The organism is Xanthomonas euvesicatoria pv. euvesicatoria, assembly GCF_020880415.1.
GTDB lineage: Bacteria > Pseudomonadota > Gammaproteobacteria > Xanthomonadales > Xanthomonadaceae > Xanthomonas > Xanthomonas euvesicatoria.
In genome coordinates this window covers 1-14,840 of the sequence record NZ_JAJIUJ010000032.1, presented here as the reverse complement: position 1 = coordinate 14,840, position 14,840 = coordinate 1, and the positions used below count along the sequence as shown (strand labels likewise).

9 protein-coding genes and 1 pseudogene are annotated in these 14,840 nt (G+C 60.3%); 8 read left to right on the top strand and 2 right to left on the bottom strand.

Features of this window, described 5'->3' with window-relative positions:
• Window positions 1-218 precede the first annotated feature (218 nt).
• Both LN450_RS04805 and LN450_RS04800 read left to right on the top strand, forming a co-directional pair.
• A complete protein-coding gene (locus tag LN450_RS04805; protein WP_011348336.1) occupies window positions 219-1,832 on the top strand; it encodes a sensor histidine kinase in 1,614 nt (537 codons plus the stop codon).
• A gap of 266 nt (window positions 1,833-2,098) precedes the next feature.
• A complete protein-coding gene (locus LN450_RS04800) occupies window positions 2,099-3,553 on the top strand; it encodes a sigma-54-dependent transcriptional regulator (protein ID WP_011348337.1) in 1,455 nt (484 codons plus the stop codon).
• 214 nt (window positions 3,554-3,767) lie between these two features.
• On the opposite strand, the gene pilB is transcribed toward LN450_RS04800, so the two are convergent.
• Window positions 3,768-5,501, bottom strand: a complete 1,734-nt coding sequence (gene pilB, locus LN450_RS04795) for a type IV-A pilus assembly ATPase PilB (RefSeq protein WP_011348338.1) — start codon at window positions 5,499-5,501, stop codon at window positions 3,768-3,770.
• Between the two features lie 133 nt (window positions 5,502-5,634).
• Window positions 5,635-6,063 carry a pilin gene (locus tag LN450_RS04790; RefSeq protein WP_011348339.1) on the bottom strand — a complete coding sequence of 143 codons (429 nt, stop codon included), beginning with the start codon at window positions 6,061-6,063 and terminating at the stop codon, window positions 5,635-5,637.
• 341 nt (window positions 6,064-6,404) lie between these two features.
• Between LN450_RS04790 and LN450_RS04785 the strand changes: the two genes are divergently transcribed.
• The 6 genes and pseudogenes from LN450_RS04785 to LN450_RS04765 form a co-directional block, all read left to right on the top strand.
• Window positions 6,405-7,667, top strand: a complete 1,263-nt coding sequence (locus LN450_RS04785; protein WP_011348340.1) for a type II secretion system F family protein — start codon at window positions 6,405-6,407, stop codon at window positions 7,665-7,667.
• Window positions 7,668-7,673: 6 nt separating this feature from the next.
• On the top strand, window positions 7,674-8,537 hold the full coding sequence (locus LN450_RS04780; RefSeq protein ID WP_008576868.1) for a prepilin peptidase: 864 nt from the start codon (window positions 7,674-7,676) through the stop codon (window positions 8,535-8,537).
• 13 nt (window positions 8,538-8,550) lie between these two features.
• Window positions 8,551-9,162 carry a dephospho-CoA kinase gene (coaE, locus tag LN450_RS04775; RefSeq protein WP_011348341.1) on the top strand — a complete coding sequence of 204 codons (612 nt, stop codon included), beginning with the start codon at window positions 8,551-8,553 and terminating at the stop codon, window positions 9,160-9,162.
• Between the two features lie 181 nt (window positions 9,163-9,343).
• Window positions 9,344-10,123: pseudogene (locus tag LN450_RS23330) on the top strand (DUF6531 domain-containing protein); the annotation flags it as partial.
• 6 nt (window positions 10,124-10,129) lie between these two features.
• Window positions 10,130-13,894: an RHS repeat-associated core domain-containing protein gene (locus LN450_RS04770; protein ID WP_375341715.1), complete on the top strand. Its 3,765-nt coding sequence runs from the start codon at window positions 10,130-10,132 to the stop codon at window positions 13,892-13,894.
• Window positions 13,895-14,527: 633 nt separating this feature from the next.
• Window positions 14,528-14,840, top strand: a 313-nt coding sequence (locus LN450_RS04765) for a SymE family type I addiction module toxin (protein ID WP_228884987.1), incomplete at its 3' end; no start/stop codon positions are given.

Below are 14,840 nucleotides of genomic sequence, written 5' to 3'. Positions count from 1 at the left end.
AAAAGGAAACGACCGCTGCGTGCAACGCAGACCGCCGGGGCGGCACGTCATGGGACGCGAACGGGCCGCCTATTGTGGCCGACCACGCCGTGCGGCGCAAAATTGCCCGGGATTGGCCGCCCGATCGCAGCGCTTGCGCGCAGGCCGACTCTGTGCGCAAGCGCTGCGCAGGCCGCGCACCTGCCTATACTCGCGGCTCGCTCCAGCGGGGAATCGGCTTGGCATCCATCGCATCGCTCATCGCCCGGCTCCAGTCCGCGCCGCAGCGCGAGCTGTACTTTTTCTCGTTGTACCGGGTGCTGGTGGCCGGCCTGATCGCCGCGCTGGTGTTCAGCCCCTTGTCCGACGCCATCCCCGAGCCGCGCTACCCGCGCCTGGCCGCCGGCGTGGCGATCGGCTACCTGTGCATGGCGATCCCGCTGCTGTTCTGGGGCCGCGGCGAACGCCGCCTCACCCCCACCGTGCTGTGCGCGGTAGTGGCCGACATCCTTGCCGCCACCCTGGCCACGCACGCCCTGCCCGGTGCCAGCGCCGGGATTGCGATGATGCTGCTGTTCAACGTGGCGGCCGCCTCGATCCTGTTGCGGCTGCGCTACGGCATGAGCATCGCGGTGCTCGCCAGCGCCGCCATCCTGCTGGAATACCTGTGGACCCTGCTCGAAGGCGGCGGCGCCACTCGTCCGGTGGCCGAGCTTGCGATGTTTGCCACCAGCTACGTCGCGGTGGCCTTCATCTGCGAACAAATCGCCGCCCGCGCCCGTCGCAACCAGATGCTGGCCGAAGAACGCGGCGCCCAGGTCGCCAATCTGTACGAGATCAACGAGCTGATCATCCGGCGCATGCGCACCGGCGTGCTGGTGGTGGATACCCACAACCACATCTCGTTGGCCAACGAAGCGGCGCTGAGCTTGCTGGGCGATGGCGACCAACGCACCCCGTCCACCGACCTGTCGCTGGTGGCGCTCACCCCGGAGCTGGCGCGCCGGCTGCAGCGCTGGCGTAGCGGCTGGCGCCAGGAAGAAGCCCCGCTGCAACTCGGCGCCGACCGCCCGGAGGTGCAGCCGCGCTTCGTGCGCCTGCTCGCCGACAGCGATCTGGTGCTGGTGTTTCTGGACGATGCCACGGTGGTGTCGCGCCGTGCCGAGTCGCTGACCCTGTCGGCCATGGGACGCTTCTCGGCCAGCCTGGCGCACGAGATCCGCAACCCGCTGGCCGCCATCAGCTACGCCTCGCAGTTGCTGGAAGAATCGCCGGACATCGGCGATGCCGACCGCCGCCTGCTGCAGATCATCCACCAGCAATGTCAGCGCACCAACGGCATCGTCGAAAGCGTGCTCGCACTGGCGCGCCGGGAACGCGCCACCCCGGACAACCTGGACCTGGCCGCATTCGTGCGCCGCTTCGTGGTCGAATATCGCCAGACCTTGTCGATGGAAACCGACATCCTGGAGGCCAGCATCCAGGGGAGCTCCGTGCATGCGTTGGTCGACCCCAAGCACCTGCATCAGATCCTCACCGCGCTGGTGCACAACGCACTCAAGTACGGCCGGGTGATGGACGAACCGGCGCGGGTCAAGCTGCACGTCGAGCGCCTCGAGCGCATGGCTGTGATCGATGTGATCGACCGCGGCCCAGGCATCCCGGAGGCCGTGGCGGCGCAACTGTTCCGCCCGTTCTACACCACCTCCGAGCACGGCACCGGCCTGGGGCTGTACATCGCCCAGGAACTCTGCCGCGCCAACCAGGCGCAACTGGACTATGTCGCGGTCCCCGGCGGCGGTGCGTGCTTCCGGATTTCGTTGCAAGGACCCAACGGATTGCTCGGCAAGTGAGTGCTCGGCTATCGGCTGAGCGGGATGCCTGATGTGGCGATATCGCGCAGCGCGGCACTTGTTCGATAGCAGAACGTTGCAACTGGCGAAGACGCAAACCAACGCTGTGCCTGGCTGCGGGTCGTGCGGGCTTACGCCAGCAAGGCTTTCGGAGGCAGACGCGTTTGGCAACGCAGCCCATCGATAGCCCCACATCGCCGACTGGCATCGGCGCCTTGCAAACGCGCTGAATGCCGCAGTGATGCACCCGCGCAGCAGGTGAATCGGTGGGCCGCGACCTGCTCGACAATTGTCGACCATCATCACGCTGGGCTATCGTGCGTCCCATGAACGAACCCAAAAGCGCCCTGGTTGTCGATGACGAGCGTGATATCCGCGAGTTGCTTGTTCTCACCCTGGGCCGCATGGGCTTGCGCATCAGCACCGCGGCGAACCTGGCCGAGGCGCGCGAGTTGCTGGCCAACAACCCCTACGATCTGTGCCTGACCGACATGCGGTTGCCGGACGGCAACGGCATCGAACTGGTCACCGAAATCGCAAAACACTACCCGCAGACACCGGTGGCGATGATCACCGCCTTCGGCAGCATGGACCTGGCCGTGGAAGCACTGAAAGCCGGCGCCTTCGATTTCGTCAGCAAGCCGGTCGACATCGGCGTGCTGCGCGGTCTGGTCAAGCACGCGCTGGAATTGAACAATCGCGACCGTCCCGCTCCGCCACCGCCGCCACCGGAACAGGCCAGCCGCCTGCTCGGGGACTCCAGTGCCATGGAAAGCCTGCGCGCCACCATCGGCAAGGTCGCGCGCAGCCAGGCGCCGGTCTACATCGTCGGCGAATCCGGCGTGGGCAAGGAACTGGTCGCACGCACCATCCACGAACAAGGCGCACGCGCCGCCGGCCCGTTCGTGCCGGTCAACTGCGGCGCCATTCCCGCCGAATTGATGGAAAGCGAATTCTTCGGCCACAAGAAGGGCAGCTTCACCGGCGCGCATGCCGACAAGCCCGGCCTGTTCCAGGCCGCGCACGGCGGCACCTTGTTCCTGGACGAAGTGGCCGAATTGCCGTTGCAGATGCAGGTCAAGCTGCTGCGCGCCATCCAGGAAAAGTCGGTGCGACCGGTCGGCGCATCCAGCGAATCGCTGGTGGATGTGCGCATCCTCTCGGCCACCCACAAGGACCTGGGCGACCTGGTCTCCGACGGCCGCTTTCGGCATGACCTGTACTACCGCATCAACGTAATCGAGTTGCGTGTGCCGCCGCTGCGCGAACGCGGTGGCGACCTGCCGCAGCTGGCCGCTGCCATCATCGCGCGCCTGGCGCACAGCCATGGCCGCCCCATTCCGCTGCTGACCCAGTCGGCGCTCGACGCATTGAATCACTACGGCTTCCCAGGCAACGTGCGCGAACTGGAAAACATCCTCGAACGCGCCCTGGCCCTGGCCGAAGACGACCAGATCAGCGCCACCGACCTGCGCCTGCCCGCTCACGGCGGCCACCGTCTGGCCGTCCCTAACGGAGGTGCCGCGGCCGAACCGCGCGAAGCCGTCGTGGACATCGACCCGGCCTCAGCCGCGCTGCCGTCCTACATCGAGCAATTGGAGCGCGCCGCGATTCAGAAGGCGCTGGAAGAAAACCGCTGGAACAAGACCAAGACTGCGGCGCAGCTGGGCATCACGTTTCGCGCGCTGCGTTACAAGTTGAAGAAGCTGGGGATGGAGTAGAAGAGCCGGAAATCGGGAGTGGGGAATCGGGATTGGGGAATCGTAAAAGCGCAGTCGCCGGCTGCGATGGTTCTCGCGGGAGACGCCGCTATGGATTGGCTCACGCATCATCTTGCGGTGGCCCGCTGCAATCCTTGGCCCAGCTGTCCAAACAAAAAGGCCTGGGACGTAGAGTTCCCAGGCTTTTCGATTCCCCAATCCCGATTCCCAGCCCTTAGTCCTTGGTCACCCGATTGATCTCGGCCAGGCTGGTCACCCCCTGCGCAGCCTTCATCAAGGCCGACTGCCGCAAATCGCGGATACCGATCGCCTGCGCGGCCTCGGCAATCTGCATCGCATTGCCGCCCTCCAGCACGATCGCGCCGATCTCGTCGGTCATCGGCATGACCTGGTAGATACCGGTACGCCCCTTGTAGCCTTCGGTGCACTCGTCGCAACCGACCGCCTCATACAGCTCGATCCCGGCAGCAAGCTGTGCGGGGGTGAATCCTTCGGCCAGCAAGGCGTTGTCAGGCAGCGTCGACTTGCGCTTGCAGTTGTTGCACAACCGCCGCGCCAGACGTTGCGCGATCACCAAGGTCACCGACGAGGTAATGTTGTAGGGCGCGATGCCCATGTTCATCAAGCGTGCGATGGTCTGCGGCGCATCGTTGGTGTGCAACGTCGACAACACCATGTGACCGGTCTGCGCCGCCTTGATCGCAATCTCGGCCGTCTCCAGGTCACGGATTTCGCCGACCATGATGATGTCCGGGTCCTGACGCAGGAACGAGCGCAGCGCTGCTGCAAAGGTCATGCCACGCTTGTTGTTCTGCTGTACCTGATTGACGCCAGGCAGGCGGATTTCGACCGGGTCCTCCGCGGTGGAGATATTGCGTGTCTCGTCGTTGAGGATGCCCAGCGCCGTGTACAACGACACCGTCTTGCCCGAGCCGGTCGGCCCGGTCACCAGCACCATGCCATAGGGCTTGTGGATCGCTTCCAGGAACAGCTTCTGCTGGTCCGGCTCGTAGCCCAGCTTGTCGATGCCCAGCTTGGCCGCGCTGCCGTCCAGGATACGCAGCACCACCTTCTCTCCGAACAGGGTCGGCAAGGTGCTGACACGGAAGTCGATCTGCTTGGTCTTGGACAGGTTGAGCTTGATGCGCCCGTCCTGCGGCACCCGCTTCTCGGCGATATCCAGCTGCGACATCACCTTCAACCGCGCTGCGATGCGCTGGTTCAGCTTCACCGGCGCCTTGGCCACGTTCTTCAACAGGCCATCGATGCGCAAGCGCACCCGGTAGTCGTCTTCATACGGCTCGAAATGGATGTCCGAGGCTCCCCGCCGGATCGCATCCACCAGCACCTTGTTGACGAACTTCACCACCGGCGTGTCGTCGCCCTTGGCATCGACCCCGGAATCCCCGCCGGCGCCCATGTCCTCGTCGCCGGCCGAGACGTCCAGATCCCCCATTTCCTCGTCGTCGTTGCCAAGCGACGAACCCAACGACGCGTTGCTGGCCTGCCACTGTTCGAGCGTCCGGCGGATCTGATCCTCGTCGACAAGAATGGCCTCGACCACCAAGTTCGTATGGAACTTGATGTCGTCCAGCGCCCGGGTCTGGGTCGGATTGCTCACCCCCACGAACAACCGGTTGCCGCGCTTGAACAGCGGCAGCACCTGGTGCTTCTGGAGCAGCTCCTCACTGACGAGCTTTACTGCGTTCTGGCTGGCGTCGAATGCAGAAACATCGAGCAGCGGCATGCCGAACTCGACTGCGTTGGCAGCGGCCAATTGAGACGCTGAAACCAGCTTTTTCTCGGAGAACCATTGGGGAAGCGGAACCTTCGCCGCCGCGGCTTGGTCCATTGCGGTACGGGCACTTGCCTCATCCAGTGCTCCATCCTGCACCAAACGACGTGCAATGCCTGTAATTCCCACTAAGTTCGCCGCGACTGCACTCATCCCAATCTTCCCAATTTAGAGTAACAGTACTTTACTACTTCCTATCTTTTCGCCAACAGAAAGACAAAAAACCAAGCCCGCATCTGCGGGCTTGGCAAATAGCTTAGCTGTAGCTGCGATACAAATCAGCAGATTAGGTACGGCATTCAGCCGGACGGTACTTGGCAACCAAGGTGCCACCCTTGCAATCCCACGAAATGCGATCGGTAGGAACGGTGCCGGAAGTCAGCGCAGCGCCGTTAGCGGTGGGAGCAAAAATGATCGTGCCGCCGCCGGCCTTATCGGTAGTGGTCACAGTAATATTGCCCGTAGCGGCAGCAACGGCTACGCTGGCAACATTATTGGTCGCCGTAGGAGCGGTCCACCCGCTATTCAGGGCAGAGCCGTTGGCGGCATTTTCGGCCACCACCGTCTTGGCGGCAGACGCGGCAACCATCGCTTCAGAGACGCGGCCGCGAACGGTGTAGTCCTGGTAGGCCGGCAACGCGATGGCGGCAAGGATTGCGATGATCGCGACAACGATCATCAGTTCGATAAGGGTAAAGCCGTTTTGCTTCTTCATAGATGCATCCCCAAGAGGTTGTGGTAATCGAGGCGGACGTAGGTGTGTTGGAACCGGTCCGCGGTGGTCGTGCAAGTGGGATCAAGCAGGTTACGTGCCAACTTCGCACCAACCCCAGATGTATCCCTGAGAGCAATGATTGCAGACGTTCTGGGGATTGGAAGCGTGAATTTCCATAATTGCGACCCCCCATGCAAAGTGACGCTCCCTGTCACTTTCAGCCCCATTTGATGCACATCCTGAGGCCCACACTTCTCCTTCATGACCAAATGCCCGGTCTGCTCAAACGCGCTATCATGCTGCTAGCTCCGGCCTGGGGATGGCCGATGGGGGAATTCGAAATGTCTGTCGCACGCAACGCCATCAAGAAGCAAACTGCGGATCGTAGCACCGTTCAACAGCTACAGCTGTTCCTTTGGGAAGGAACTGACAAACGCGGGATCAAGATGAAAGGCGAACAGACTGCTCGCAACATGAACATGTTGCGGGCGGAGCTTCGCCGCCAGGGTATCAATCCATCGATAGTCAAGCTTAAGCCTAAGCCGCTGTTCGGTGCTGCAGGCAAGAAAATCACGCCAAAAGACATCGCTTTTTTCAGCCGCCAGATGGCGACCATGATGAAATCGGGGGTGCCGATTGTAGGCTCGCTCGAGATCATCGGTGAGGGTCACAAAAACCCGCGGATGAAAAAGATGGTGGGTCAAGTGAGAACGGATATCGAGGGAGGCTCCTCCCTTTACGAATCAATCAGCAGACATCCGGTTCAGTTTGACGAGCTCTACCGAAACCTTGTAAGAGCAGGTGAGGGTGCAGGCGTCCTGGAGACAGTGCTAGATACGGTTGCCACTTACAAAGAAAATATAGAAGCACTAAAGGGCAAGATCAAAAAGGCCCTATTTTATCCAGCCATGGTTATTGCAGTCGCCCTGATTGTCAGTGCCATCCTCCTCATCTTTGTCGTCCCTCAATTTGAGGAGGTTTTTAAAGGTTTTGGTGCCGAGCTACCTGCTTTTACTCAAATGATTGTGGGAGCCTCACGCTTCATGGTGAGCTATTGGTGGATTATGTTCTTCGTCATAGCAGGCGCCATCGTCGGATTTGTCTTTGCTTATAAGCGTTCGCCAAGCATGCAGCACACTATGGATAGGCTTATATTGAGAGTGCCTGTCATAGGTCAAATCATGCATAACAGTTCGATTGCGCGTTTCGCGCGTACCACCGCTGTTACCTTCAAAGCCGGCGTCCCACTGGTAGAGGCATTAGGCATTGTTGCGGGCGCCACTGGGAACCGCGTTTACGAAGATGCTGTACTCCGCATGCGTGACGACGTATCCGTGGGATACCCTGTCAACATGGCGATGAAACAGGTGAACCTGTTTCCACACATGGTTATTCAAATGACTGCGATTGGTGAGGAAGCCGGCGCGCTTGATGCAATGCTCTTCAAAGTTGCTGAATACTTTGAACAGGAGGTCAATAATGCAGTGGATGCACTTAGCAGTCTGCTCGAGCCCATGATTATGGTCTTCATCGGTGTTGTCGTAGGCGGCATGGTCATCGGCATGTATCTTCCGATCTTCAAACTCGGCGCAGTGGTTGGATAAGACGTAATGGCATTTCTCGACCAGCATCCCGGCCTCGGCTTTCCTGCCGCGGCCGGACTGGGACTGCTGATCGGCAGCTTCCTGAACGTGGTAATCCTGCGCTTGCCCAAGCGCATGGAGTGGCAGTGGCGGCGGGATGCGCGCGAGATTTTGGAACTGCCGGATATCTACGAGCCGCCGCCGCCCGGGATCGTGGTGGAGCCGTCGCACGACCCGGTGACAGGCGACAAGCTCAAGTGGTGGGAAAACATTCCGGTCCTGAGCTGGGTCATGCTGCGCGGCAAGTCGCGCTACAGCGGCAAGCCGATCTCGATTCAATATCCATTGGTCGAGTTGCTCACCTCGATCCTGTGCGTCGCCAGCGTGTGGCGCTTCGGCTTTGGCTGGCAGGGCTTCGGCGCGATCGTGTTGAGCTGCTTCCTGGTGGCGATGTCCGGCATCGACCTACGGCACAAGCTGCTGCCTGACCAGCTGACTCTGCCGCTGATGTGGCTGGGCCTGGTCGGCTCGATGGACAACCTCTACATGCCGGCCAAGCCCGCCCTATTGGGCGCGGCGGTTGGCTATGTGTCGCTATGGACGGTCTGGTGGTTGTTCAAGCAGCTCACCGGTAAGGAAGGCATGGGCCATGGCGATTTCAAGCTACTGGCCGCGCTCGGCGCCTGGTGCGGGCTGAAAGGCATCCTGCCCATCATCCTGATCTCCTCGCTGGTCGGCGCCATCCTCGGCTCGATCTGGCTGGTGGCCAAGGGTCGCGACCGCGCCACCCCGATCCCGTTCGGCCCCTACCTGGCCATCGCCGGCTGGGTGGTGTTCTTCTGGGGCAACGATCTGGTGGACGGCTATCTGCACTTCGCAGGCCTGCGTTGACCGGGGCACGGCGATGAGCGACTTCATCGTCGGCCTCACTGGTGGCATCGCCTCCGGCAAGAGCGCGCTAGCCGCGGAGTTCGAGAAGCTGGGTATACCGGTCATTGATGCCGATGTGGTGGCGCGGCAGGTCGTGGAGCCCGGCCCCATTCTTGATGCCATCGCCCATCGCTTCGGGCGCGCCATCTTGTTGCCGGATGGCATGCTGGACCGACAGGCCTTGCGTCAAATTGTCTTTGCCGATCCAGTTCAACGGAAGGCGCTCGAAGCCATCACTCACCCCGCCATCCGCGCCGAACTGCGTCGTGCAGCACTGGCTGCCCGGGGACCGTACGCCATCGTGGCGATCCCGCTGCTCGCCGAGGCCGGGGGACGTGCCACCTACCCGTGGCTGGACCGCATCCTAGTCGTCGATATCCCGGCCGCCTTGCAGCACGCGCGCCTGATGCGCCGCGATGGCGCAACACCCGAATTGGCGAATCGGATGATCGCCGCGCAGGCAACGCGCGACCAGCGAGAAGCCATCGCAGACGATATTGTTAGCAATGACCGCACTCCGGAACAATTGGAGCAGGAAGCGCGCAGGTTGGATGTTGTCTATCGGGTAGCCGCTTCAGAGCATTAGCGCTTGATCGTAGGCAACGATGGTGCGGCCATGGTTGCAAACCATGTCACGAGCATCGGCGAAAAACGCTACTTTTCGCATTGCAGGAGTGCAAACAATGCGCCCAAGTGACACTTCGGGCATAGTTGCATGAATACACCCCTTACCCCAGCCATTATTTTAGCCATCAAGGAAGAGAGCAATGCATGCCCGAAGCAGTAATTCATGTATCACCCAATCAAATAATTCACTGTTAATTTCTCAAAAGCGATTCACGGGAATTGCGCTGCAACAAGTATCAAGATTTATTGTAATGACGGCGCTCTGCCTTTCCGCATCTGCTGTACTCGCTCAGGACTTCGAAGTTAGCAAAATCCCACCACTACCCGGTGAACTCAATCCGGAGATTGACAATTATGGAGCTGGCTGCCGGATCCTCCAATGTGGAGGACAAGGCAACGGACTATGGAATGGACAACCTGCGTCAATAGTGGTTATCAGCTACACAGGGCCGGAGGGACCAGAACTTCGCCCTTATATTGCGGCTGGATTTTCAAGCGCAAATAATTGCACCACAGACAATTCCACTTGCCGACCTTCAAGCAGCGGTTATTTCCCTACATTGCTGGCAAAACATTGGCAATGCCCAGCTGGATTTGATCCCAATCCAAGCAACTTCATGACATGCATTCGCCGGCCAATCGATCCAGGCAAGAACAACGAGTGTGATGCCTCAACATCTGGATCTTGCACTGCAGGAAACCCGGTCAATTTTTTCACGGGCGCTAAGATACAGAAAGATACAGATTTCTCTGCACCCGCAACCAAACTCCAATTCGCTCGCTTTTACACCAGCGGAAATATTGGGCTTGATGCCGGCTCTCCGCTAGGCATTGAGTGGCGGCATTCTTACATGCGGTCCATCAGAGCCAACTTAACATCGGGCGCAAAAACAGTTCTGCTCACAAGACCAAGTGGCAACTCTTATTTGTTCAAGGACGTGGGAAGTGGCGAATGGCATGCAGAAAGCGACGTGCGCTACGTACTCGAGGCAGTTAGGGAGGACGGGGCGCTGGTGAGCTGGCATGTCCACGCTCCCGATCAGACCATTGAAGAGTTTGATGCAGCTGGCAACTTGCAGAAAATCGACTACCCTGACGGCGATTTTATAACCTTTCGCTACAGTGAGGGGAAAGTTTCAGTAGCGACTGATGCGAATGGGCGAAGTCTTGCCTTTTCGTACAAATATGGGCACCTAGATTTTATTACGCTGCCGGATGGGGGGAGGCTGACGTATGCGTTTGATGATAAGAACCGATTGCAAAGCGCCTCGACGCAGGATGGCTCCGTCAGATCCTATCTCTACCAAGACAACAACTTTCCCAGTGCCCTGACGGGAATCGTCGATGAGCAAGGCACCCGATTCGCATCCTGGGAATACGATCAGTCAGGTCGCGGAACACGCAGCTATCATGGCGCAGCCTCGGATCCGGTGGATGACACAAAGATTGCCTATGACCAGAGCTCGGCAACGGTGACAAGCGCGCTAGGCGCTTCCTCTTCGTTTGCCATGAACGTCAGCTACGGGCGAGCCAAATTTGCGTCGGCAACTACCAATTGTCCTGCATGCGGTACCTCGCAGAGCATCAAGAGCCAAACCTACGATGTCTTAGGCTATGCCGATGTCAAGCAGTACTTCAATGGCACGGAGATAGATGAAGATTACAACGCACGCGGGCTTCGCACCCTGGAAACAACATCGCGCGACGGCCTGACCATAAAAAAAGTTGCAGTCGACTGGCATCCCACCCTCCCCACTCCCGTCGCCAGATCGATTTATTCTGGCGCTGGCGACCTCCATCACAAGCAGGAATGGACGCTCACCCAACGTGGACAAATCCTGACTTCCGCTATCACGGATGGCAAAACCGGTACTGTCAGAAAGGATATGAGCAGCTTCTGTGAACAATCAGATGTTGATGCGGGTTCCGGTTGCCCACGCGCGGGGTTGCAACTGACAGCCCAGCACTACGATGGCATTCAATGGCGAATTACGCGCTTCAACTACTACATGACCGATGACGCAGGCTGCGCTTCTTCCACCAGCAGCTGCCCGCACCGCAAAGGCGACCGTTGGAAAGTCACCAACGCCCTCGGCCAAACCACCGAATACCTCGCCTACGACGGCGCAGGCCGCCCGCTGTCCATCAAGGACGCCAACGGCATCGTCACCGACTACACCTATCACCCGCGCGGTTGGCTGACCGCCACCAAGGTGCGTGGCGCCGATGCGTCCAGCGAGGCCGATGACCGCATCACCCGCATCGATTATTGGCCCACCGGCCTGGTCAGGCAGGTCACCCAGCCCGATGGCGCCTTCACTGCCTTCACCTACGATGCGGCGCATCGGCTGACCGATATCACCGACAACACGGGCAACACCGTCCACTACACGCTGGACAACGCCGGCAATCGCGTCAAGGAAGACACCAGGGACGCGGCCGGCACGTTGAAGCGCACGCTCTCGCGCGTGTACAACCAGCTCGGCCAGCTCAAGACCCAGGCCACCGCCGCCAGCGACCCCACCGACTTCGCGTACGACGCCAACGGCAACGCCACCAAAGTGACCGATGCGCTGGCAACCGCGACGCAGAGCGAGTACGACCCGCTCAATCGCCTCTCGCGCACGCTGCAGGATGTCGCCGGCATCAAGGCCGACACCAAGTTCGAATACGACGCACTCGACAACCTGACCAAGGTCACCGACCCCAAGGGTCTGGACACCACCTACGACTACAACGGCTTCGGCGATCTGGTGAAGCTCACCAGCCCGGACACTGGCGTCACCCGCTACACCTACGACAGCGCCGGCAACCGCGCCACCCAGACCGACGCGCGCGGCAACACCACCGCCTACAGCTATGACGCGCTCAATCGCCTGACCAAGGTCACCTACCCCACCACCAGCCTCAACGTCACCTACACCTACGACGTGACGCAGACGGCCTGCACGAGCGGTGAGACCTTCTCCATCGGCCGCCTGACCAAGATGCAGGACGGCGGCGCCATCACCCAGTACTGCTACAACCGCTTCGGCGACTTGGTGCGCAAGGTACAGACCAGCAACGGCACCGCGCTGGCGCTGCGTTACGACTACACCGTCGGCGGCCAGCTGCGCCGCATGACCTATCCAGATGGCGCGGTGGTCGATTACGTGCGCAACACGCAAGGCCAGACTACCGAGGTCGGCGTGACCCCTGCCGGCGGCAGCCGGCAGGTGCTGCTGGGCAACGCCAGCTACTACCCGTTCGGCCCGGCTGCCAGCTGGACCTACGGCAATGGCCGCACCCTCGCCCGCCGCTACGATCTGGACTACCGCCCGCAGGCGATCCAGGACACCCGCCCGGGCGGGCTGGAGGTGGGCTTCGGCTTCGACCCGGTTGGCAACCTCACCGCACTGACGCCCGCAGGCAACACCACACCGGAAATCAGCCTGGGCTACGACACCCTGGGCCGCCTGACCGGACTCAAGGACGGCCGCACCGGCACGCTGATCGACGGCTACAGCGTTGATGCCACCGGCAACCGCCTCAGCGCCAAGGTCGGCACCACCACGCAGATCTATAGCTATCCGACCGACAGCCATCGTCTCAGTGCCGTGGCAGGCGTCGCCCGCAGTTACGATGCCGCCGGCAACACCACGGCCATCGGCGGCACCGCGCGCCAGTACACCTACGACACCACCGGCCGCATGACCCAGGCCCGCCACGCCGGCGCGGTGACCATGAACTACCGCTACAACGGTAAAGGCGAGCAGGTGCGCCGCTTCCTCGGCACCACCAACACCTACACGCTCTACGATGAAGCCGGCCATTGGCTGGGCGACTACGACAGCAACGGCGCGCCCAAGCAGCAGGCGATCTGGCTGGACGATCTACCGGTCGGCCTGCTCGCAAACGCCAACAAACTGCACTACATCGAGCCCGATCACCTGGGCAGCCCGCGTGTGGTCATCGATCCAACCCGCGATGTGGCGGTATGGACGTGGAGCTTGAAGGGCGAAGCCTTCGGCAACACCGCGCCAAATCAGGATCCGGATGGCGATGGGGCGGCGTTGGTGTTGGATATGCGCTTCCCGGGGCAGCGCTTTGATGCGGCGAGTGGGTTGAATCAGAACTACTTCCGGGATTATGACCCTGCTACTGGGCGGTATGGGCAGAGTGATCCGTTTGGCTTGAGAGGTGGCATCAGTACTTTTGGATACGCATTGCAGGGTCCTTTTGTCCACATGGATTTTTATGGCTTGGCCACTTGGAAAGGCTCTACTTTTGGAATTGGTGTCGGCGCAGGAAAGTTCGGCTTGAACATAGACTTCTATCAAGTCACTTCCCCCTGTCCGGGTGGCGGACTCGCATCTGCCTATGTGATGGCAGTCGGAGGTGCAGCTGGATTAGGTACACCAATTTCAATGGCTGGTTCGCAAGTAGAACTCACGGACTCAAATGATGTACCAGACCCTGATGTATTCAACGGTCCTTATGCGAAATTCTCTGGAGGATCAGTTTCATTTGGCATGGGCTATCAGATGTATCAAAAAATATCGATTGGCGGAGCCTGGTGGAACTTCGGCGCTGGAGCTGAGAGCATAGGATGGCATCAAAGCCAAGGCGGTTTTGACGCTACTGTTTATGGTGCTGCTGCAGGCAATGCCGTTGTTATTCAGCAGAAAAAATGTTCGTGTGAAGCGCAATGAAGCTGGCCTATATCCTAGCGATGCTTGCAGGTGGATTTTTTCTTGGGCTAGGGGGTCTAATTCGATGGGGATCGTTCTTAGCTGCACCTCAAACAAAGCCTTTCCGATCAGCATGGGACAAGCGAGGTTTAATAATGGCAATTGCAGGCGCGTCGTGGATGATCCTTGTTACGGTAATTTATGAATCGCTCCGCTAGCGTTTTGGTTCTGCATGTCAGCAAAAATCTGCTACTAAATGGCTAACAGAAGCACCTATGTCTAGCCACCGTGGCGGCTAGACACAGGCAAGACTGATTTTCGTCAAACAGTTGACATACCAAGTAACCAGTAGCAACCTCTGTCTCAAGGAGCGTAGAAACTCCTCTAGTAGCGGTACCCACCTCCGTCAAACTGGTGGGTTTTTTGTGCCTGCCTGCAGGTACAAACCGACGCGATGCCTGCGTCGGGAGGGCGGCTAATACAACACTCCTTCGGGAGGAATACGCCCGCCGACTACTAGCGGTTTCTAACCTCCCGACATCCCGTCGCCGGCCGGCGACGGTGCCTGTTCTTCGAAGGAGGCGTTGTCATGACAGATGCATCGGTATTGGCTGGTGGGCGTCGTCGCTCGGTGGTGCTAGCGGAGGTGAGGCGATGAGCCGGGCACAGTCTCCAACCGCCAAGCGGTCCAAATCGAACGCCAAACGCACCGCTACCGCCAAGCGGGCAGCTACGGCGGTAAAGGACACGCAGCCCATGCGGCTGGTGCCCTCGCCCACGTTTGATGTGGACAACCTCGCCTTCGACCACCGGCCCGCCCGTCACCCAGATGACATTCCGCAGCGTCCGCCTCGCAAGCCACGCACGCCCACGCGTTGCACGGTGGGCTATGCGTTTTACGAGGCCGAACCCGGCCGGCCGCACAGCCAGCGGATTCCCAGCCTGCGCTTGCGCGGGCTGTGGCTGG